This is a genomic window from Jiangella alba, from assembly GCF_900106035.1.
GTDB lineage: Bacteria > Actinomycetota > Actinomycetes > Jiangellales > Jiangellaceae > Jiangella > Jiangella alba.
Genome location: NZ_FNUC01000004.1, coordinates 1114993 through 1136830 on the forward strand (window position 1 = coordinate 1114993; position 21838 = coordinate 1136830).

Below are 21838 nucleotides of genomic sequence, written 5' to 3' on the forward strand. Positions count from 1 at the left end.
CCGCCCGTCGTGAGGACGGCCTTCAGACGGCGCGGGTGGACTGGCGATGCACGATCTGCGTCGGCATCATCACGGTCTCGGGGCCGGCGTCGGGGTCGGCGATGCGCTCCAGCAGCCGTCGTACCGCCGCGTGGCCCAGGGCGGCCTCGTCCTGCGCGACGGCGGTGAGCCCGGGCGTCACGAGGCTCATCCAGGGCGCGTCGTCGAAGGAGACGAGGGAGAGGTCGTCGGGGATGCGCAGCCCGAGGTCGTTCGCCGCCCGCCAGACGCCCTCGGCGAGGACGTTGTTGGCGGCGAACACGGCGGTCGGTCGCGAGGACGGCCGGAGCAGCGCCACCGCCGCGGCGCGGGAGGCGTCGACGTCCCAGCCGGAAGAGACGACGAGGTCGGCGTCCAGCGCGATGCCTGCCGCCGTCAGCGCCGCCTGGTACCCGGCATGGCGGTCGCGGCCGGTCGTCCACGTGGTCTCGTCGATGAACAGCGCGATGCGCCGGTGTCCGAGGCCGATCAGTTCGGCGATGACCTGTGAGGACGCCCGATGGTTGTCGACGACGACGGCGTCGCAGGCGTCGGCGGCGAACTGACGGTCGACCTCGATGACGGGGATGCGGTGCCGGGACAGGTAGGTGGTGACGTCGGCGGAGACGGGGGTGACGACGACGCCGGCGACGCGGGTGGCGACGAACGTCTCGGCGGCCTCGACCTGGGCTTCCGCCGAGCCACCGTCCTCGGCGAGGACGAGGCTGTAGCCCTGGGTGCGGGCCGCCTGGCCGACGCCGGCCGCGAGGCGGGCGTAGAACGAGTTGCGCAGGTCCGAGACGAGCACGCCGAGCGACAGCGAGACCTGCTGCTTGAGGTACCGGGCGGTGGCGTCGGGCACGTAGCGCAGGTCGTCGGCGGCGGCCAGCACACGTTCGCGCACGTCGGTGGCGACGTAGCCGCGCCCGGTCAGCGCCCGCGACGCGGTCGAGCGCGAGACCCCCGCGGCGGTGGCGACGTCCTTGATGGTGGCGCGGCGCTTCAGCTCGGCCGCTGCCGAGCCGTCACCGTTGACCCGACGACCCACCTTGCGCCTCCCTCACGGCTCGACGACGTCGACCAGCGCCTCGACGTGCTGGCCGAGCCGCAGCTCTCCGACGGTCAGATCGGCCGCGACCGGTGTGCGCCGGCGCGGCGTGCGGCCGGCCGTGACGTCGAACGCGGCGGTGCCTTCGTCGCCCGCGGCCAGCGTGAGCACCTGCTCCGCCGGGTCCGCGGACCAGCCTAGCGGGATCACCATCCGCACGGTGACCTCGGCCTTCTCGGGCAGCGGGTTACGGACGACGACGTCCAGCCGTTGTGTGGAGCCCGTCGCCACCCGGCTGCGGTACGGCGTGATGCGCGCGGCCACCCCACCGGCGCCGAAGTCGACGGACTCCAGCGGCAGCAGCTCTTCGTGCAGCTCGACCAGCTCGTCACCCAGCTCCGTCAGCAGGGCGAGGTACGCGTCGTCGACCCAGCGCGGCTCCCAGTGGCCGCTCACCATCAGCCCGGGCGCGACCCGGCGGTACAGGGCGGCGCTGCGCTGGTAGTCGCCGACGCGGAACAGGTTGCGGTACTGGTAGTTCAGCACCTCGCGCCGGCCGCCGGGTACGCCTAGGTGCTCCTGCTGGTCGCCGGTCGCCAGCACCCGCACGCCGTCGACCTCGAACTCGAAGCCGGCGTGGTACAGCGTGTGACCAGGCAGGTCGTGCACCGTGATCTCGTACTCGTGCCACCGGAACGACTCGCCGACCGGCAGCGACCGGTCCACCGGGATCGGGTCGTACCAGAGGCAGGGCAGATCGTAGTGCTCCGGATGCTCCAGGATCGGCGCGACCGTCGACGGTGCCCAGATCTTCGTGCCCTCGACGTCGCGCAGCAGCGGCAGCCCGGCGACGTGGTCGTCGTGGTAGTGCGTCGGCAGCGCCACCTCGACCCGCGCGACGCCGTACTGACGGCGCAGCGCCGGCAGCGACGCCAGCCACGGCCGCCGCGACGCGCGGTCGGTGCCCGACGGCAACCCCGTCGTCATGTCGTAGCCGTAGTCGATGAGCAGCGCGTTCCCGGTCTCCGACAGCAACACGTACGAGCACGCGTTGCTGGTGCGGTTGAGCAGCAGGTGCGGGGTGAGCTCCCGGAACGGCGACTCCAGCCGTCCGCGCAGGTCCCACGGGTGCGGACGACGCGCGTCGACGTAGCGCTGCATCCGCTCGGCCAGCAGCTCCAGCGCCGCCCGCGGATCGGGCATCGGCTCGCCATGCGACGGCAGCAGCAGGTCCAGCGGCTGGTCGAGCAGCTGGTAGCAGGAGAGGACGGTCATCGCCGGCCCCTCGTTCTCGGTGTACGACCACTGCGTGGCGGCCAGCGACCACACCTTGCCCGGCGCGTGGATGAGATCGCCGGTGAACGCGATGCCGCCGACGACGTACGTCACAGAGCCGGTCGTGTGCCCCGGCGTCGGCAGCACGCGTACCTCGACGCCGCCGTAGGTCGCGGTGCGGTACTCCGGCACGACGCCCGCGACCGGGACGGACGACAGCAGCGAGAACTTGTCCTGCCGCAGGTTGTAGTCGTTGACGATCGGGCGCGACGCCCACAGGTCGTCGACGTGCGCGAACAGGTCCTGCTCGACCGGCGGCGCGTGGACGGCGACGCCGGCGGCCACGGCGCGCGGCAGGCCCTGGCCCTGATCGCGGTGGTGGTGCGTCATGAGGACGTCGGTGAGCCGCTCGATGCCCATCTCGGCGAGGTGGTCGAGCACGGCGCCGGAGCCGAAGTCGACGGCGATCGCGTCGCGTCCGTTCGGCGATCGGACGACGTAGACGTTGCAGGTGTCGCGCACGCGGAACACCCCGGGCGCGATCTCACTCCACGACATGACCCGATGGTATCGTTCCCACAATGCTGCTCCCGCGTCCTCACCGCCTCGTGACGGCCAGGATCCCCGAGCGTGACGAGGTCGGCGTCGGGTCCGTCGTCATCGAGGCCGGCGCACACTGCGACACCGCGGCCGCCGTGCTGGCGGACCTGCCGACGGCGCCCGGCGGCGAGCCGATCACCGTCGCCGTCACCGTCGACGAAGCGCGCGGCGGGCCGCCGGAGGGCTACCGCCTGGTCGTCGACGGAACCCACGTCACGATCACCGGGTCGGACCCGGCCGGCGCGTTCTACGGCGCTCAGACGCTACGGGCGCTGACGGCGGACGGCGTGCTGCCGCCGGTGACCGTCGAGGACCGCCCTGACCTGCGCTGGCGCGGCACGATCGAGGGCTTCTACGGCCCGCCGTGGTCGCACGCCGACCGGCTGGCGCACCTGGAGTTCGCCGGCCGGCACAAGCTCAACACATACGTCTACGCACCGAAGGACGACCCGTACCACCGCAAGCAGTGGCGCGAGCCGTACCCGGAAGCCGAGCTGGCGCGCATCGGCGAACTGGTCACCGCGGCACGGAGCTCGCACGTGCGCTTCGTCTTCTCCGTCTCGCCCGGGCTCTCGATGGTCTACAGCGACCGGGCCGAGCTGGACCTGCTGCTCGCGAAGTTCGAGCAGGTCCGCGCGGTCGGCGTCGAGGACTTCGCGCTGCTGTTCGACGACATCGCGCCGGACCTCGAGCACGAGGCGGATCGGACGGCGTTCGGCACGGCGCCGGGGTCGTCGGCGCGGGCGCACGCCGCCGTCTGCCGCGCCGTCATCGAGCGGCTGGAGCGGCCGCTGATCATGGTCCCGACCGACTACGCCGGCATCGAGGCGACGCCGCACCGCGACCAGCTCGCCGCCGAGCTCCCGACCGATGTGCTGGTGTGGTGGACCGGCCGCGACGTGGTCGTCGGCGACATCACGCGGGCCGAGATCGACGCGGCCGCGCGCTCCTACGGCCACGAACTGCTGCTCTGGGACAACTTCCCGGTCAACGACTTCGACTTCCCGCGGCTGTTCCTCGGCCCGCTCGTCGGCCGGACGACGGACCTGGACGGCGCGCCGCTGGCCGGGATCACGGCGAACCCGATGCCGCACGAGGCCGCGTCGCGGATCGCCGTCGCGACCGTCGCCGACTGGGCGTGGAACCTGGCGGCGTACGACCCGGCCGACGCGCATGAGCGCGCACTGGACGCCGTTGGGGCCACGGAGGCGGTGCGGACGCTGGCCCGCGCATGTACGTCGTGGCCGCCGTCGGCGCCGCAGGATCCGGAACTGTCGGCGTTGATCGAGGCCGCACTGGGTGGCTCGCCCGCGGCGGCGGACGCGTTGCGGGACCGGTTCGAGGCGATGGTCGCCGCCGCCCCCGACGACGACCGTGCGCCGGATCCCGCGCCGCAGGCCGCTGACCAGCGCGAACGCCGAGTGTCTGAGCCCACCCGTAGGGTGGGGTCCCTCCCTACCGGGGCGGGGTCCACCTACCAGCTCGCGGCGGCGCCACAAGCCGTCGCGTCGGATCCGGCCGACGATTCGCGCCCGGCCGACGGGTCGCAGCGGTCGGCCGACGAGTCGCAGCCCACGGCCGACGAGCAGCGGCGGTCGGCCGAGCGGATGGAGCGCGAGGTCACGCCGTGGCTGGTCGCGTTGGCCGACACCGGCCGGGCCGGGCTGGCCGCCCTGGCGGCGCTCGCCCCGTCGGCCGGCGACGCGGGCCGGACGACGGCCGCCCAGGCGCTCGCCGTCGCCGAGGCGCACGAGGAGCAGAACATCCTCCGCGGCGTCGTGCCACCCTTCGTACGCGCCGTCCTCGACCGGGGTTGACGCTGGGGTCCTCGTGGGCGGGAGCTCCGACCAGACCTGTCCTGCGCGACGGCGGAACGTCTAGGCAAATGTCTATACGTTGCGTAGAGTTGCGGGTGCTGAGGGCAGTAGCCCGAGGAAGTGAGCCCCACGGCCAGGCGGAATGACTGGTAGGTGGGGCTTCGCGCTATCCGACCTCGGCCACTGTCACGTGGTCGGCGACCCGTTGTCTCCAACTCCCACCGGTGGCCCAGCACCATGCGATCGCGTCCGGTGCCCACAGCAGCGGCTCTCGATGTGGCATGTCGTGCTGGTACGGCATCTCGGTTCCGGCCTTCCGGCTAGCGTCGTACAACACACGCCGGTCCAGTTTCTCGGTTGACGTGTCGCGCTCCAATACGAGGCGATCGACTCCGAGGTCGACCAGGTCAGGAAGCATGGCGTTGAGGCAGTTCTCACGGGCGCTGTGCCGCGAACGGCAGACGTAGAGCCGGCAACTGCCGATAACCTCCAGCACAGTCGCAAGGATCTGCTCCTTCCGGGCCGGACGCGTTTCCGCCTTGAAGTGAATCCGCTGCTGCTTTCCGACCAGGAGTCCGCGCATGAGTTGGCGAGCCGCCGCGACATCGCCACCTGTGATCACAACAGCGGCGACGATGTAGTCGCACTTCTTGGACTCATCGACATAGGCGTGCAACGCCATGCGCGCACCCGCTTCCCTGATCGTCAGTCTGCTGCCGACCAGTGTGCCTGTCGATGGTGACAGCTGGCACTGTGAACACCTGGCCACCTTGCGCCGCGGGGCGCTCAGACCGCGAGCACCTGGCCGCCGTCGCGGAGGGCGGACTGCAGGCGGGCGACGTCGACGGACTGGACGGGGCGCCCGGTGCGTGCGGCATCGGCCGCGGCCAGGCCGGCGGCGTGGCCGAGCAGCTGGTACTGCACCTCCATCCGCACCGACGCGAACGCGACGTGCGACGCGGACAGGCAGACCGGGACCAGCAGGTTCGTGCAGTCGGCGAACCGCGGCACCAGGGCGCGGTACGGGATCGGGTACGGCCGCACCGGCACCGACAGGTAGCCCTCGGTGAAGACCATGCCGACCGGCTTCGGGTGTTCGGCCACCCAGCGCCACGTGCGCTGCACCTCGCGGATGTCGACGTGGTAGGAGCCCATCGCGACGACGTCGTGCTGCGGCCGCGGCTCGGGCAGCAGGTCGTGCTCGGTCAGCACGTACTCGCCGAGCATCCGGCGAGCCTCGCGGACGTACAGCTGGTGCGGCAGGTGCCCGGTGTCGGCGAACTCGTCGGCGGCGTAGCCCCAGCCCGAGAGCTCAGACCGGACGGACGACGGCACCGCCGGGTCGTGGGACAGGAACCACAGGAAGTCCTGCGCGTGGTGCAGGTGGTGCCGCCGGATCCGCTCCCGCTCGGCACGGCCAGCCGTCGGGTAGGCCCACGCCGACCCGTCCAGCACGCTCAGCGAGAACGGGCCGATGGAGTTCCCGTCGCACTTGCCGTTCGGCAGGTTCTGTTCCAGGCCGAGCAGCCGGCCGGCCCGCACCTCGACGCCGTCGCGCCGCCACCGGTCGAAGAGGCGCCGGCCGAGCTCCCAGTACGCGTCGTCGTACCCGTCGCGACGCGAGAACGGCACCCGGTCCGACGCGGTCGTGAGGCAGACCCGGTAGCCGTACGACATGACGCCGCCGTCGCCGCTCCCGACCGGCGCGAGCGGGCGGTCGTGCAGTTGCGGCAGCGGGCGGCCGTCATCGGTGAACGGTGAGATCCAGGGCGGGACGGTGTGCATGCCGGGCACCAACTCCTGCCGCCCGGCGTACCGCTCGCCGTAGAGCGACCGGTCCTCGCGACCGACGGCGTACGGCACGCCCGCGGCGGCGAGCAGGTCGCCCTCGTAGGACGCGTCGACGAACACGGCGGCGGCCGCCTGCGAGCCGTCCGCGAGCTCCACCGACCGGATCGCCCCGTCCACGACGGACGCCGCCGCGAGAGCAGCGCCGAACCGGACGTCCACGCCGGCCTCGTCCAGCCAGCGCAGGTAGATCGCCTCGGCGACGTGCGGCTCGGGCCCGGCGTAGTGCCCGACGTGGACGCCGTACCAGTCGGCGACGGCCCGACGCAGCTCGCCGGCCATCCCGCCGACCACCCGCACGTCGCCGACGTCGGTGTAGCCGAGCCCGCCCGACGTCATGCCGCCGACGTGCCGCCCCGGCTCCAGCAGGACGACGGATGCGCCGGCCCGGGCCGCGGCGACGGCCGCGCACACCCCGCCGGACGTAGCCCCGTAGACGACGACGTCGGTCACGAGCGGCGCTCCGCCCACGTGCGCGCGACCAGCGCGAGGTCGTCGGCCGTCAGGGCTTCGCCGGAGTTGTCGATCGACTCCACGTAGTACAACGCGGGCACGCCCAGCGACGCCTGCGCCTCGACGTAGGCCCGCCAGGACGCGCGATCGGGCATCGGCCACTGGTCGGTGTCGATCGGGTGGTCCGGCAGTGCGGCACGGGTGACGGCGTGCCGGAACCGCAGCTGGTCGACGACGGGCACCGGGGCGCCTGCGACGTCGCGCTCGAGCACGTCGTTGAGCCGCACCATGTCGGTGACGTCGCCGAACGACGGGTGCGGCGTGTGCGTGACGACCAGCGCGTCCGGCTTGGCCGCCTTCGCCGCCGCGGTCATGGTGGCCAGCAGCGCGTGCAGGGCGGCGATGCCCCACGGGCCGGCGGCGGCACGCAGCGACTCGCCCGACGGCGCCCGCTGGGTGAAGTCGACCTTGAAGCCGTCGGCGTCCAGGCCGTCCGGGCCGAGTAGCTCAGTGACGACGCGGGCCAGCCGCGCGCGGTAGGCGGGGTTCGCGACGTCGACGGCGACTGGGCGGCCGGCCGGGTCGGTGACGCACTCGTCCGCCGGCAGTCCGGCCGGGTCCCAGGCCTTCCACCACAGCAGGACCCGGCGGCCGGCGGCGTGCTGCCGCGAGATCCAGCCGCGCAGGTCCGGCCAGTGAACCGTGTCGACGGAGCCGGTGCCGTACGCCGCCTGCCAGCGGTCGTCGATGACGATGGTGCCGGGCCGCACGCCAGCCGCGTCGAGGACGCCGAGCAGCTCGTCGTACACGTCCTGCCGGGCGAGGTCGGCCGCCGAGGTGTCCATGCCGGCGGCGCGGGCGCACTGGGCGCCCCAGCCACAGAAGAGGGGTTCGGTCCACCAGTCCGGCCGCGGCCTCGGAGGTGACGACGGCGCCAGCCCACGCTCGACCAGGTCGTCGCGGTAGTCGGCGAGCGCCTGCCACGGCGTCGCGGCCGGACGCAGCACGACGGACGGCGTGCGGACCTCGGCGCCGGCGACGGTGTGCCCCTCGTAGTCGAGCCGCAGCAGGAACCCGCCGTCGAGCGGGTCGTACCGGACGGCGGTCATCGTCAGCTCGTCGACCGGCGCCCGGATCGACAGCCCCCACCAGGGCCCGTCCGGCACGTCCGTCGCGCTCTCGGCCGGACGCGAGCCCAGCGCCCAGCACAGCGGTGGCGGCGAGAAGATGCCGTGCAGCCGCCCCGGCTCGGCGTCACCGACGACGCCCAGCGACGACGCGGCGCTCGCCGGGCGGACGACGTGCACCGGCTCGGTCGGCGCCGGGCTGAACAGCGACGCGAACCCGATGGCGGACCGGAACGTCCCGGCCGCACCGCTGCGCAGGACCGCGCGGCCGCCGAGCAGCGTCACCTCGCCGAGCAGGCCGCCGCGGCCCGACGCCGTGGCCCACACCTCGACCGCACCGTCGGTGCAGCGCACGTGCACGGCCTTGCGCCCCCACACCGCGCTCGCCGCCTCGACCACCAGCTCCACCGCGTCCGCCGACCGGGAGACGACCTGGGCCGGCGTGACGTCGTACGACTCGTCCCGCCCGCCGGCGACGTCCAGGCTCGCCAGCAGCGACAGCTCGGTCCAGACCCGGCCCTCCGCGTCGCGCAGCACGGCCCGCGGCTGCGCGGGGTGCACCTCCAGCCGATAGCCGGGGGCGATCACGGTGGTTCCGTCGACGATCAGGGTCACGCGTCCTCCTCGATGCCGTCCAGCCCGCCGGCCGCGACGATGCGGGCGTAGAGCCGGCCGGAGTCCTTCACCGTCCTGCGCCCGGTCGGGTAGTCGACGTGCACCAGCCCGAACCGCGGCCGGTAACCCAGCGACCACTCGAAGTTGTCCAGCAGCGACCAGTGCAGGTAGCCGCGCACGTCGGCGCCACCGGCCATCGCCTCGCCCATCGCCCGCACGTGCGCACGCAGGAACGCCTGCCGGCGCACGTCGCGCACCCGCCCGTCGTGCAGCGGCGCGTCGCCGAACACACCACCGTTCTCCGTCACGACCAGCGGGAACGGATAGTCGCGGTGCAGCCGGAGCAGCAGGTCGCGCAACGAGTCCGGCGCGACCTCCCAGCCTTCGTCAGTGCGGGCGACGTCGCCGGCCGGGCCGACGACGCGCCAGGGGAACGGCCCCGGCGGTGCAGCCGCCATGACGCGGCGGGTGTAGTAGTTCACGCCGAGGAAGTCGCTGCGCCCTGCGATGGCGTCCTCGTCGCCGTCGCGGATCGCGCTCAGTGGCCGGCCCAGCGCGCGTTCGTAGTGCTCACGCATGTCGGTGGGGTAGCCGCGGCCGGCCAGCGGGTCGAGGTACCAGCGGTTGACGTAGCCGTCCGAGCCCCAGGCGGCCGCGGCGTCCTCCTCGGACGGCGTCGCGGGGTCGCACGGGAACAGGCTGAGCGCCGCGCCGACCCTGACGCCCCGGTGGGCGCGCAGCACGTCCGCGCCGGCGCCGTGTGCGAGCAGCACGTGGTGCCCCGCCGCCACCGACGCGCCGAGGTCGCGGACGCCGGGCGCGTGCAGCCCCAGCTGGTAGCCGAGCAGTGCGATGATCCACGGTTCGTTCTGCGTGATCCACCACTCGACGCGGTCGGCCAGGCGTTCCGCGACAGCGGTCGTGAACTCGGCGAACGCGTCGACGCAGGACCGCGCTGTCCAGCCGCCGTCCGCCATCAGCGCCTGCGGCATGTCCCAGTGGTTCAGCGTGAGCACCGGCGTGACGCCACGGGCCAGCAGCGCGTCGACGAACCGCTCGTAGTGGTCCAGTCCGCGCTGCTCGACCCGGCCCCGGCCGTCGGGCAGGATCCGCGACCAGCCGACCGAGAACCGGTAGGCGTTCAGCCCCAGCGACGCGATCAGCTCGACGTCGTCGGCCCAGCGGCGGTACGAGTCGCTGGCCAGCGAGCCGTCACCGCCGCCCTCGATGGCGCCCGGCCGCCGGGCGAAGACGTCCCAGACCGACTCGCCCCGGCCGTCCACGTCGAGGCTGCCCTCGACCTGGTACGCCGAGGTGGCCGCACCCCACAGGAAGTCCGGCGGGAAACGGAAGGTCATGCCTCCTCCAGCGCAGCGGGTTCGGTGTTCCACGACTCCAGCAGCAGTCGCCGCGGCCCGGCGTCGTCGCGCCACTCGACGGCGAACCGGCGCCGCTCGCCGGGCAGCAGCGGCCGCGGATCGTCGTCGACGAGGGCCCAGCCGGTCGACTCCGGCGGCCGGTCGTCGCTGAGCTGCAGGCCGATGACGGCGGGTCCGGCGGCGTGCGCGACCTCCACCGATTCGCCCCGATGTTCCACGTGGAACCACACCTTGGCGGGCTCGAGTTCGAGCAGCGGGGTGAGGTCGGACGCGGTCGACAGCGGCAGGCACTCCCGGTCGACGCGCCGGCCGTCGGCGTCCGACCAGGTCAGCTCCGCGAGCACGAGCGTGTCGTGCGGCGGTGTGTCGACGACGAGCCGGCCGGCCGGACGTGGCGTGCGGACGGGGTCCGTCACCGGCCACCGGTCCTCGGCCAGAACCTCGCCGGACGCGGAGAGCAGCCGGGCGGTCACTGTCCCGCCGGCTGCGCGGCCGGGCCCGGACCAGAGCCACGCCTCCACCTCGACCGGCGCGCCGCCGAAGGCCAGCCGGTCCAGCCGGGCCGTCACGCGCTCGGGCGCGAACGCCCGGGCGACCGCGTGGTACGCGGGCTTCGGTTCGCCGGCGTGGTCGACGACGGCCGTGCACCAGGCGTTCGGGTACGACTCCGCCAGCTGCCACGGCAGCACCATGCTCGACCGCGGCCACCGCCGCCGGTCCGCCTCGACGGCGTACGCCAGCCCGCTGGCCTGCAGGAACTGACTGGCCCGGCGGAACGCGTCCGGTGTGCCGAGCCGCCCCCCGAAGCACTCCTGCACCAGCGTCGCGTTGTTCCACCAGTCGCCGAGGTGCCGGTAGACGGGGTTGTCGCGGCCGACCGGCCAGCGGTCGTCCGGCGGGACCAGTGCGGTCCACAGCCGCCGGTTCGCCATGCCCTCGACGCCGAACTCGGTGTGCGCCAGCGCGCTGCCCTCGTTGTACAGCGTGTAGTGCGCCGTGAGGCCCTGGTGCTCCCACGGCCCGTGCACGTCGTGCCCGCCGTCGCGGAAGTGGAAGGCCGGCCCGGTCGGCGACGTCGGCAGCCATGACCGGCCCGGGTCCAGCCGCGTGACCTCCTCGCTCAGCGCCGCCAGCGCGGGGGAGCGGTCGTCCGACAGCGGGCCGGCGTCGTCCTCCAGCTCGTTGCCGCCGCCCCACAGCAGCAGCGACGGGTGGTGCGTGCGGCCCGGCACGACCGTGGCCGCTTCGGCCCGCAGGTGATCGACGAACGCCGGGTCCGCCGCTGGCGCGCTCTGCATCCCGGAGCTGGACTGGGAGAACTCCTGCCAGACGAACAGCCCGGCGCGGTCGCACGCGGCATAGAACGACGGGGTCTCGATCAGCCCGCCGCCCCAGACCCGCAGCAGCCGCGCCCCGGACCGGCGGGCCAGCTCGACCAGGTGCTCGACCTTCGCGTCGGTGATCTCGCCGTACAGCGCGTCGGCGGGCGCCCAGTTCCAGCCGGTCAGCTCGACGCGGCGGCCGTTGACGACCGCGGTATAGGGCAGCGCGCCGGACGGCGCACCGTCGTTCGGCGTCAGTACGGCATGCCGGAACCCGGTGACCACCCGACGCGACGCGTCGCCGGCCCGCACGATCACCTCGTACAGCGGCTGCTCACCGAGCCCGCTCGGCCACCACAGCGCCGGGTCCGGCACGTCGATGGCACCGCCGAGAGCGCCGGACGCGTCGACGGGCAGCGGCCCGGCCGCCACCAGCGCACCGTCGCGCCGGACCTCCACCGCGGCCGACGTCGACCCCGTCACGACGCCGGACACGACCACCGTCGCCGCCGCCGGGTCCGCGGACACCACGGGCCGCACCGACACCTCCTCCAGGTGCGCGGCACCGATCTCCAGCCGCACGCCGCGCCAGATGCCCTGGTGCACCAGCCGCGGGCAGAAGTCCCAGCCGTAACCCATCCGCGGCGCGTGCACCCGGACCCGCTCGGTCCGGCCGACCTGCGGCTGCGTCGTCGGCGCCGGCTCGACCACGACGGCCAGCCGGTGCGAGCCGCCGTCCGCCACCAGCGCCGTCACGTCGAACCGGGCGGCTCGGTACAGCCCGTCGACGCGGCCCACCCGGACGCCGTCCACGTACACCGTCCCGCCCGGGTCGACGCCGTCCAAGCACAGCACCGCCCGCTCGCCGTCCGCCAGGGCCGCAGCGGCGAACGTCCGCCGGTACACCCACGACCGCGTGCTCACCCACTCCGCGGCCCGCGAGTTCCGGCCCACGTACGGCGACGGCAGCTCGCCGGCCCGGACCAGGTCGCCGATCACCGCGCCCGGCACTCGAGCCGGCAGCCAGCCCGGCGCCAGCGCGGCCGCGCCGGCCACGGCGCCCGCGTTGTTGCGCGCCGTGACCGGCTGGTCCACGAACCACTGCCAGGTGTCGCCGAGCGCCTCCCGCACCGACCACGAACCGCCGAGGTCGACCGTCGTCACCCCTTGCTGCCGGTCGTCGCGATGCCCTGAACGAAGTGCCGCTGACCGAGGAAGAACAGGATGATCATCGGGATCGTCGTGATGACGCTCGCGGTGACCACGATCTCCCAGTGCCACTCACCGCCGAAGCCGTACTGGTCCAGCAGCGCCTTCAGACCGCGCGGCACGGTGAAGTTGTCGCTGTCGCGCAGGTAGATCAGTGGCCGCATGAGGTCCGTCCACGCCGCCTGGAACTCGAAGATCAGCGTGATGATCAGGGCCGGTTTGCACAGCGGCATCGCGATGCGGGTGAAGATCCGCCAGTTGTTCGCGCCGTCGATCTTCGCCGCGTCGAAGAGCTCCCGTGGCAACCCGAGGAAGAACTGTCTGAGCAGGAAGATGTAGAACGCGCTGCCGAACAGGTTCTGCGCCCACAGCGGCGTGAGCGTGTCGACCATGCCGAGGCTGTTCCAGATGAGGAACTGCGGGATCATCGTCACAGCGCCGGGCAGCATCATGGTCGCCAGCACGATGCCGAACAGGAAGTTGCGGCCGCGGAACCGGAAGTACGAGAACCCCCACGCGACCATCGCGCTGCTGATCGTCACCGTCACCGCGGCCAGCACCGTCACCAGGACGGTGTTCCACAACCACAGCGCCATCGGCGCCTCGTGCCAGACGTCCAGGTAGTTCTGGAAGGTGAACGTCTCCGGGAAGAGCTTGTTGTCGAAGACCTCGCCGCGTGGCTTGAACGACGCGCTGAGCAGCCAGATGAACGGGTAGATGAAGACCAGCGTGGCCAGGATCAGCGCCGTCCAGATCAGCGCCTTGACCGGCGTGATCCGGCGGCGGCGCCGGGCCGGCTTCCGGGCGGTCTCCGGCTCGGCCGGTGCGTCGAGCCGCGTGTCTGCCGTCATCGCTGCTCACCCTCGTAGTAGACGAACCGCCGGCTGACCTTGATCTGGATCGCGGTGAAGATCATGATGATCACGAACAGCAGCCAGGCCATCGCCGAGGCGTAGCCCATGTTCAGGAACTCGAACGCCTGGCGGAACAGGTAGATCACGTAGAACAGCGCCGCGTCGTTGCTGTAGGTCGTGTTGCCCGACCCGAAGAACGCCGTATACGCCTCGGTGAAGGTCTGGAACCCGGCGATGGTGTTGACGATGAAGATGAAGAACAGCGCGCCGCTGATCATCGGGACGGTGATCTTCCGGGTCTGCTGCCACCAGCCGGCGCCGTCGACCTTCGCGGAGTCGTAGAGCTCCTGCGGCACGTTGCGCAGCGCCGCCAGCAGGATGATCACCGACGACCCGACCGACCACAGGCTCATCAGGATCAGGCCGGGCTTCACCCAGTTCGGGTCCGTCGTCCACGCCGGCCCGTCGATGCCGAACCAGCCGAGCACCCCGTTGATCATCCCCTCCTGCCCGTTGAACAGCAGCAGGAGCAGGATCCCGACGGCAACCGGCGGCGTCATCTTCGGCAGGAAGAACGCCGTGCGGAAGAACCCGGACGCCCGCCCGGCCTTGTCCAGCAGCAGTGCGAGCGCCAGCGACACCACGCAGTACAGCGGCACCTGGATGACCGTGAAGATGAACGTGTTCCACAGCGCCGTCCTGATCTTCGGGTCGCGGAACAGCTCCTCGTAGTTCTCCAGCCCGACGAAGTTCGGGCTGTTGATCACGTCGTAGTCGGTCAGCGACAGATAGCCGCTGTAGATGATCGGCCACAGCGTGAAGATCAGGAACCCGACGATCCACGGGCTGATGAACAGCAGCGCCGCACGCGTCTCCCGCCGGCGGCTGATGCGGCGTGCCCGGGCCGCTCGGTCGTCACCGAGCGGCCCGGACGCGTTGACCTGCGTGGACGCCAAGGCGTCAGCCCTCTTCCCGCTCGTCCCAGGTCGACCACGCCTCGTCCAGCACCTTCTGTGCTTCGTCCTGGGCCTGGGCCAGGGCGTCCGCGGGCTCCTGCTGCCCGTTGAGGACGCGGTTGACGGCGTCCTGCCAGGCGGTCTTGAACTCCGCGTCGGCCGGGTTGGCCGGCAGCGTGAACGTGTGGTCGTTGGCGTCGTAGGTGGCCTGGACCGCCGCGTCCCACTTGGCGTCGCCGCTGGGCGTGACGAACTGGTCCTGGATCTGCTGGTCCGCCTCTGCGTTGCCGGTGAGCAGGCCGGTGAACGGCTTGCCCTCGGCCTCGCGCAGATCGACGCGGGCCTGTGCGGCGGCGATCCAGCTGTCGGTCTCGGTCATCGTCTTGATGAACCGGCAGGCCGCCTCGGGGTTCTCGCTGCCCTTCGGGATCGCCCACGCCGAGCCCGACGCGTACGCCAGCGGCTCGCCCTCGCGGTCACGGACGGTGTCGAAGGCCATCGGCGCGTCCGGCGAGACGTCGTTGAGCACGTTGACGTACCACTGCTCCATCGGCATCGCACCGAGCACGTTGGTGGCGAACTGGTTGCCCGCGCCGAAGAAGTCGGCGGAGTCGCGGTACGCCTTCACCGTGCCGAAGCCGCCCTGGGCGTCGTAGATGCCGACGGCCCACTCCAGCGCCTCGACCACCTTCGGGTCGTCCAGCTGTGCCGTCCGGCCGTCCTCGGAGAGCAGGTCGGCGCCGTTGGCCCTGGCCCACAGCGGCAGGAACTCGGGCAGCTTGCTGTCGTAGCCGATGACGGACAGCGAACCGCCGCTGCCGACGTACATCGCCTGGTTGGCGGCGGTGATCGCGTCCCAGTCCGAGCCGTTGACGTCGTCGAGCGTCAGGCCGGCGGCGGCCAGCAGATCGGCGTTGGCCTGGGTGATCTGCACCTGGTTGAACTCCGGAATGCCGTAGATGCTGCCGTCGAAGGTCACCTGGTTCAGCGCCGGCTCGCGGTAGATGGAGGTGTCGATGCCCTCGCCGTCGATGCATGCGTCGAGCGGGATGATCGCGCCGCGGGAGGCGAAGGTGCCGATCTGGTCGCGGTTCGCGTAGACCAGCTCCGGTGGCTCGCCGCTGGCGATGGCCGACAGGAACTGCTGAATGTCGAGGTCGCCCTCGATCAGCTTGACCGTCGCCGGAGCGATGGCCGCGTTGGCGAGGTCGACGCGGGTCTGGCCGATCTCGTCGCCGGCGCCGAACCCCATGACGTCGAGCTCACCGCTCAGTTCCGCTTCGGGGTCGAACGTGGTGCCGCTGCCACCGGTCTCGTCGTCGGACGAGTCGCTGGTGCCCTGAGCGCACCCGGCGAACACCAGGCCGGCCGTCAGCGCCAGTGCGCTCCACCTGACGGCTGCTGTCTTCATGGACCGTCCTCCACTCCAGAGGGAGGCGCCGGCGAGCGGCGCCCGAACGTCTGCAGCGACGTCCAGGAGGGAGCGTCGCGTTGTCCGCAGGTACGCGCCGTTCCGGCCTGATGCCGGAAGACGGCTGGCTCCGCGCCCGATGTGGCATCGTTGCCATGTGAGAACGTACCCACACTCGTCCATGCCGTCAACGGCTCTGGCTTAACGAAACGGATACGCACGGTTCCTCCGCAGGTCAGGCCGGTGTCGTCAGCGCGACGAGGCGGCGCGCCGCCAGCTCTGGCGACGTGAGCACCGGGGTCGCCGTGACGCCCACCTGTGTCGCCGCGGCGGCCATCGACGCCTGCGCCAGGACGACGACGTCGACGCGTCCGTCCCACCGCCGGATCGCCGCCTCCGTGGTCCCGGGCCCGTCCACCAGTTCGGCCTCGACGGTGACGGTGCGGCCGGCCTGGTGCGCGCTGCGGTGCAGCAGCCGCTCGGTCGGGCCGAGCGTCGAGTCGACCGTCGCGAGGACGGCGACCCGGCCGCCGTCGCCGGCCAGCTCGACGGCGCGGTCGGCCATCCCCTGGTCGACCCGCAGCACCGGGAGGTCCGGCTCCGGCACCTGCTCGGTCGCCTCGCCCAGCGTCGAGCAGGTCACGAGGACGCCCGCGACGCCGCGGCCACGCAGGTGGGCGACGTGCGCGGCGAGCCGCTCGACGACCTCGGGACCGACACCGCCGGCCAGCGCAGTCCGGAGCAACCACGGGTCGACGACGTGAATCGGCTCGACGTCCGCCGGCGCCGCCTCCGTCACGAGGTCGTGGAACGTCGCCGCCAGCGCCGGGACGGTGTGGACCAGCCCGAGCCGGGTCACGCCGTCCACCAGGGCGTCGCGTGCTCGTCGACGATCTCGGTGAGCCGCCGCAGCCGGGGCGCCGAGCGCGCCGCCAGTTCCGTCAGCGGGCCGCCGACCACGTCGCTCCACAGCGCCCGGCCGGCCAGGAACCCGGAAGCGCCGGCCCGGCAGGCGGCCTCGACCGCGGCAGCGAAGCGGTCCTGCCGCACGCCCTGCGACAGCACCACCCACGGCCCGGTGACGGCGTCGTCGAGCGCCCGGCAGGCGTCCAGCAGCGTGGCCGGATCACCCTCGCCGGCGCTCGGCACCTGCGCCTTGTACAGGCTCGGGCCCAGCGGCGACAACTCGCGGGCGGCTTCGGCGATCGCCGCGTTCAGGTCCCACGTGCCGCGGTCGAGCTCGGCCGGGGTGGCCCGCACGACCGGTTCCAGGACGGACAGCACGCCGCGCTTCCGGGCCCGTTCGACGAACTCCTGCGCCAGCGCCACGCGCCGCTCGCGCAGCTCGTCCCGGCGCCAGATGACCAGCAGCTTCACGGCGGCGACGCCGTCCAGGTCGCTGCCCTCGCCGACGAACCCGGGGTCGAGCGCGGTCTCCTCGACCGGCCCGCCGTCCTCCTGCGTCAGGTCGTCGACGGCGAGGATCAGCCCGCAGCCGTCCGGCAGCAGCTGGCTGCCGCGCAGCTGGTCGAAACCGTAGCGGCGGTCGATCAGGAAGCCCGACGCCAGCGGACCGAGCTCGCGCGCGACCGCCAGCTTGAACGCCGTCAGCACGTCGTCATGCGGCCGCCCGGCGCCCGCGTCGTCGAACATCGTGCGCAGGCTCTCGCGCTGATCCATCGCGACCATGGCGAGACCGCCGCCGGGCCGGGCCAGCGCGTCGAGAGTGGGTGGGGTCATGCACTGAGTTTGTTCGAACTCTCACAAATTATGCAAGGAGTGTTGGATCCTTGACATTCGGTGCGGCGGACGGGTTGGCTGGGGGCGTGCGCTACACCGACGCGCCGCGCCGTCGCGACGAGCTGCTGCGACGCCTGCGGACGACCGGCTACCTGTCCGCGGCCCACGCGGCGGCCGACCTGGACGTCTCGGAGATGACGATCCGGCGCGACCTGCGGCAGCTCGAGGTCGACGGGGTCGCCGTGCGGGTCACCGGCGGCGCGCGGCTGCCCGACGGCGACGGTGTGCCGTTCGAGCTGCGCGCGGACCGCTCCGCCGCGGGGAAGGCCGCGGTGGCCCGGGCGGTGGCGAAGCTGCTGCCGGACGGTGCGACGGTGGCGCTGGACTCCGGAACGACGGTCGCCCGGCTGGCCGAGCTACTGCCCGCCGGGCTCACCGTCGTCACGCATTCAGTGCCGGTCGTGACGGTGTGCGCGGCGCGGCCGGACCTGCGGCTGATCGGGCTCGGCGGGGTCTTCAACCCGGCGACACGGTCGTTCGGCGGGCCGGCGGTGCGTGCCGCGTTGTCGGACATCGTGGTGGACGTCGCTGTGCTGTCGGCGACCGCAGTCGGGCCGTCCGGCGTGTTCTGCGCCGACCCGTACGACGCCGAGACGAAGCGTGCGCTGGCCGCGGCGGCGCGGTCGGTCGTCGTGGCGGCCGACGGGTCCAAGCTGGCGGCGCGGGCGCCGATCCGGTTCGCGTCCTTGGAATCCGTGTCGACGCTGGTCACCGACGCGTCCGCGGATGTCGCGGCGGTCCGGGCTGCGGGGGCGCGGGTGATCCAGGCGTGACGGTGCTGCGGCTCGGCGTCGTGGCCGACGACGTGACCGGCGCCTGCGACCTCGCCGGCGTCGTGACGGCGGCCGGCCTGCCCGCGTCGGTACTGTTCGGCCCGCCGTCGCCGTCGGACGTGCCCCCGGACGGCGCCGAGTGTGTCGTCGTCGCGCTGCGGACCCGGACGGCGCCGGTCGCCTCCGCCGTCGCAGAGTCGGTGGCGGCCGGGCGGTGGCTGCTCTCGCATGGAGCTCAGCGGCTGTACCAGAAGTACTGCTCGACGTTCGATTCGACGGCCGCCGGGAACATCGGGCCGATCGCCGACGCGCTGGCCGGGCTGGTGGGTGGGCGATCCGTCGGCACACCGGCCACGCCCGCCGTCGGCCGGACCGTCTACCAGGGCCACCTCTTCGTCGACGGGCGACTGCTGTCGGAGTCGCCGCTACGCGACCACCCGCTGACCCCGATGACCAACGCCGACCTCGTGCGGCTGCTCTCGGCCCAGACGCCGCGGCCGGTCGGGCTCGTGCGCTGGCCCTCCGCGGGGGTCGCGGGGTTCTCGGCTGCTGAGCATGTGCTGCTGGACGCCCTCACCGACGCCGACCTCGACCGTCACGCCGCTCTCCTCGCCGACGGCCCCGACCTCCTCGGCGGCGCGTCCGGCCTGGCCGGCGCGCTGGCCCGGCACTGGGCCGCGCTGGCGCCGTCACCGCCGTCGCGGCCCGAGACCCGGCGCAGTGCGCCCTCCGCTGCCGCCTCTGCTGGCAACTCCCGTCCCGACAAGGCCCATCCCGACGTAGCTCGTCCCGACATAGCTCGTCCCGACAAGGCCCGCACCGACGTAGCTCGTCCCGACGACGCCCGCACCGACATAACTCGTCCCGACAGTGCCCATCCCGACAGTGCCCATCCCGACGACGCCCGCCCCGACATAGCTCGCCCCGACGACGCCCGTTCCGTCAACGTCGGTTCCGGCGACAGTGACACCCCGCCCGGCCGGGTGGGAGGCCCACCCTACGGGCGGGCACCGACACACTCCGCCGCGACGACCCGGCCACCTCTGGTTTCGGCGCCGCAGGCCGGGTCGCTGCGGACGCCGGGTGACTGGCCGGTGCTGCCACCGGGCGGCCGTGTCGTGCTGGCGGGCAGTTGCTCCGCGCGGACCCGCGAGCAGATCGCCGCGTTCGACGGGCCGGTCATCCGGATTGCCGTCGGCGACCTCGCAGCCGACTCCGCCGCCGATCCGGCGGCCGGCACAGCCACCGGCACCGCAGCCCATCACGGGCCCGACCCAGCCACCGGCACCGCAGCCCACCACAGGCCCGACGCGACCACCGACGCGGCCACCGGCACCGCAGCCGACCGCGTGGCCGGCCCAGCCCGCGCCGTCACGATCGCCGTCGGCGAGGCATTGGCGGCACTCCCCAAAGGTCCGGTCGTCGTCACAACCTCGCTGCCGCCCGAGGAACTGCGCGCCGTCCAGGAACGACACGGCCGGGACCGGGGCGCGGCGTTGGCCGAGCGGGCCCTCGCCGCCGTCGCAAGCGCGCTCGCCGACGCGGGCGTGCGCCGGTTCCTCGTCGCCGGCGGCGAGACGTCCGGCGCGGTGACCGAGGCGCTCGGGATCAGGCAGGTGCGCATCGGCGCGCAGGTCGCGCCGGGCGTTCCGTGGACCGTCAGCACCGGGCCACGGCCGGTGGCGCTGCTGTTGAAGTCGGGCAACTTCGGGCCGCCCGACCTGTTCACCACCGCCTGGGAGGTGGGACCGTGATCGAGGTCGAGGCGCTGGTCGCGGCGTGCCGCCGGCTGGCCGCCCTGGGGTTGTCGCCCGGCGGGTCCGGCAACGTCAGCGTCCGAGTGGGCGAGCAGGTGTTCCTCACGCCGACCGGCGGTGCGCTGAGCCGCGTGACCGACGCCGACCTGGCGGTGCTGTCGCTGACCGGCGAGCCGCTGTCCGGTGCGCGGCCGTCGAAGGAGTTCCCACTGCACCTGGCCGCGTACCACGTGCGGCCGGAGGCGCGGGCGATCGTGCACCTGCACTCCGTCCACGCTGTCGCGGTGGCCTGCCTGGACGAGCCAATGCCGACCGTGACGCCGTATCAGGTGACGCGGCTGGGACCGCTGCCGCTGGTGCCGTACGCCCCGCCGGGCAGCTCGGCGCTGGCCGAGGGCGTCGCGGTCGCGCTGGCCGGCCACCACGCAGCGCTGCTGGCCAACCACGGCAGCGTGGTCGCCGCAGCCGACGTCGACCTGGCGGCCGATCTCGCCGAGGAGCTCGAGTCCGCCGCCCAGCTGGCACTGCTGCTGCGCGGCCTGCCGTACCGCCAATTGCCGCCCATCAACGCTGGGCCCGCCACCAGCTGACCGTGGCGGCAACGGCGTCGTCGAACGAGGTGGGGCGCTGGCCGAAGGTCGTCTCGAAGGCCGACGAGTCGATGACGAACGGCCGAGTGAACTGGTAGCGGGTCTCCTTGAGCTCGCGCATCATCGGCACGGCCAGTCCCGCGACGTCCTGCGCCCAGTACGGCAGCCGGCGGATCCGGGCCGGCGACGTGCCCGCGACGGCGGCCGCCGCGTCGGCCAGTTGGCGCGCGCTGAACGGCGGCGCCGTCGGAACGTGCCAGGCCCGGCCGTAGGCGCGCTCGTCGCTGCCGGCCGTGGCGAGCGCGGCGGCGACGTCGTGGACGTAGGTCCAGCTGCGGACGACGCCGGGATCGTGCAGGTAGGTGGCGGGCTTGCCGGCCAGCAGCGGCGGGAAGAACCGGTCGCCGACATGGCCCTGGTCGCGCACGCCCGGGCCGTAGTAGTCCGACGCACGCAATTCGGTCATGCGGATGCGGCCGGCCTCGTGCGCCGCCAGTGCGTCCGCCCACATCCGTGCCCTGACCTGCCCTTTCACGCCGCCGCCGGTCAACGGCAGGTCCTCGGTCATCGGGCCGTCGACCGCGCCGTACGGGTACAGGTTGGCGAGCGTCGTCAGGACGGCGCCCGTGGCCTGCGCGGTGCCGAGCAGCGCGGCGGCCATCGGCGGCCAGTCCTGCGTCCAGCGGTGGTACTGCGGGTTCGCGCAGTTGTAGAGGACGTCGGCGCCCTGCGTGACCTGCGTCAGCCGGGCCTCGTCGGCGGCGCTGGCCGCGACCTTCGTGACGCCGTCGGGACCCGAACCGGACCGGCTGACGACGGTGACCTCGTACCCGTCGGCGACGAGGCGCTCGGCCAGCAGCCGGCCGATCTGCCCTGCGCCCACGATGACGTGCTTGCCCATGACCTGCTCCTCAGTGTCTGTCGCTCTGTTCCGAGAGCAATGCTCTCTGTTCGGAGCGAGTCTGTCAAGAGCATCGCTCTCTGTT

The 21838-nt window shown here is 73.0% G+C and carries 17 protein-coding genes; 4 read left to right on the plus strand and 13 right to left on the minus strand.

The window, feature by feature from the left end; all coding sequences use genetic code 11:
• Window positions 1-22 precede the first annotated feature (22 nt).
• Window positions 23-1066 carry a LacI family DNA-binding transcriptional regulator gene (locus tag BLV02_RS23020; RefSeq protein WP_216093994.1) on the minus strand — a complete coding sequence of 348 codons (1044 nt, stop codon included), beginning with the start codon at window positions 1064-1066 and terminating at the stop codon, window positions 23-25.
• A gap of 12 nt (window positions 1067-1078) precedes the next feature.
• Window positions 1079-2899 (minus strand): MBL fold metallo-hydrolase, encoded by a 1821-nt coding sequence (locus tag BLV02_RS23025; protein WP_069109424.1) that lies wholly within the window; start codon window positions 2897-2899, stop codon window positions 1079-1081.
• A gap of 23 nt (window positions 2900-2922) precedes the next feature.
• Here BLV02_RS23025 and BLV02_RS23030 point away from each other — a divergent pair, with 23 nt between their 5' ends.
• The gene (locus tag BLV02_RS23030; RefSeq protein ID WP_069109423.1) at window positions 2923-4758 is read left to right on the plus strand and encodes a protein O-GlcNAcase; all 1836 of its coding nucleotides are present in this window, start codon (window positions 2923-2925) and stop codon (window positions 4756-4758) included.
• Between the two features lie 166 nt (window positions 4759-4924).
• Here BLV02_RS23030 and BLV02_RS23035 read toward each other — a convergent pair whose 3' ends face one another.
• The 10 genes from BLV02_RS23035 to BLV02_RS23080 all read right to left on the minus strand — a co-directional run bounded on the left by BLV02_RS23035 (window position 4925) and on the right by BLV02_RS23080 (window position 17672).
• The gene (locus BLV02_RS23035; RefSeq protein ID WP_069109422.1) at window positions 4925-5440 is read right to left on the minus strand and encodes a hypothetical protein; all 516 of its coding nucleotides are present in this window, start codon (window positions 5438-5440) and stop codon (window positions 4925-4927) included.
• Between the two features lie 104 nt (window positions 5441-5544).
• Window positions 5545-7059, minus strand: a complete 1515-nt coding sequence (locus tag BLV02_RS23040) for an FAD-dependent oxidoreductase (RefSeq protein ID WP_216093993.1) — start codon at window positions 7057-7059, stop codon at window positions 5545-5547.
• Window positions 7056-8801, minus strand: a complete 1746-nt coding sequence (locus BLV02_RS23045; protein ID WP_069109420.1) for an alpha-amylase family protein — start codon at window positions 8799-8801, stop codon at window positions 7056-7058. Before BLV02_RS23045 ends, BLV02_RS23040 begins: the two co-directional genes overlap by 4 nt.
• Complete coding sequence (locus tag BLV02_RS23050) at window positions 8798-10159, minus strand: GH1 family beta-glucosidase (RefSeq protein WP_069109419.1); 1362 nt, start codon at window positions 10157-10159, stop codon at window positions 8798-8800. Before BLV02_RS23050 ends, BLV02_RS23045 begins: the two co-directional genes overlap by 4 nt.
• Window positions 10156-12666, minus strand: a complete 2511-nt coding sequence (locus BLV02_RS23055) for a glycosyl hydrolase 2 galactose-binding domain-containing protein (RefSeq protein ID WP_069109418.1) — start codon at window positions 12664-12666, stop codon at window positions 10156-10158. Before BLV02_RS23055 ends, BLV02_RS23050 begins: the two co-directional genes overlap by 4 nt.
• Window positions 12663-13562, minus strand: a complete 900-nt coding sequence (locus BLV02_RS23060) for a carbohydrate ABC transporter permease (RefSeq protein ID WP_141711382.1) — start codon at window positions 13560-13562, stop codon at window positions 12663-12665. Before BLV02_RS23060 ends, BLV02_RS23055 begins: the two co-directional genes overlap by 4 nt.
• Window positions 13559-14455 (minus strand): ABC transporter permease subunit, encoded by an 897-nt coding sequence (locus BLV02_RS23065; protein WP_069109638.1) that lies wholly within the window; start codon window positions 14453-14455, stop codon window positions 13559-13561. Before BLV02_RS23065 ends, BLV02_RS23060 begins: the two co-directional genes overlap by 4 nt.
• 70 nt (window positions 14456-14525) lie before the next feature.
• Complete coding sequence (locus tag BLV02_RS23070; protein WP_083288249.1) at window positions 14526-15932, minus strand: extracellular solute-binding protein; 1407 nt, start codon at window positions 15930-15932, stop codon at window positions 14526-14528.
• A gap of 235 nt (window positions 15933-16167) precedes the next feature.
• The gene (locus BLV02_RS23075) at window positions 16168-16791 is read right to left on the minus strand and encodes a hypothetical protein (protein ID WP_141711381.1); all 624 of its coding nucleotides are present in this window, start codon (window positions 16789-16791) and stop codon (window positions 16168-16170) included.
• On the minus strand, window positions 16788-17672 hold the full coding sequence (locus tag BLV02_RS23080; RefSeq protein WP_069109417.1) for a hypothetical protein: 885 nt from the start codon (window positions 17670-17672) through the stop codon (window positions 16788-16790). Before BLV02_RS23080 ends, BLV02_RS23075 begins: the two co-directional genes overlap by 4 nt.
• An 86-nt stretch (window positions 17673-17758) precedes the next feature.
• Here BLV02_RS23080 and BLV02_RS23085 point away from each other — a divergent pair, with 86 nt between their 5' ends.
• The 3 genes from BLV02_RS23085 to BLV02_RS23095 are packed head-to-tail and all read left to right on the plus strand — an operon-like array spanning window position 17759 to window position 20852.
• Window positions 17759-18505, plus strand: coding sequence for a DeoR/GlpR family DNA-binding transcription regulator (locus BLV02_RS23085; protein ID WP_069109416.1), 747 nt, complete (start codon window positions 17759-17761; stop codon window positions 18503-18505).
• Entirely contained in the window at window positions 18502-20259 is a 1758-nt protein-coding gene (locus tag BLV02_RS37265; RefSeq protein ID WP_069109415.1) for a four-carbon acid sugar kinase family protein, read from the plus strand. Before BLV02_RS23085 ends, BLV02_RS37265 begins: the two co-directional genes overlap by 4 nt.
• On the plus strand, window positions 20256-20852 hold the full coding sequence (locus tag BLV02_RS23095; protein WP_216093991.1) for a class II aldolase/adducin family protein: 597 nt from the start codon (window positions 20256-20258) through the stop codon (window positions 20850-20852). Before BLV02_RS37265 ends, BLV02_RS23095 begins: the two co-directional genes overlap by 4 nt.
• On the opposite strand, the gene BLV02_RS23100 is transcribed toward BLV02_RS23095, so the two are convergent.
• On the minus strand, window positions 20827-21753 hold the full coding sequence (locus BLV02_RS23100) for an NAD-dependent epimerase/dehydratase family protein (RefSeq protein ID WP_069109414.1): 927 nt from the start codon (window positions 21751-21753) through the stop codon (window positions 20827-20829). The genes BLV02_RS23095 and BLV02_RS23100 overlap by 26 nt on opposite strands.
• Window positions 21754-21838 lie beyond the last annotated feature (85 nt).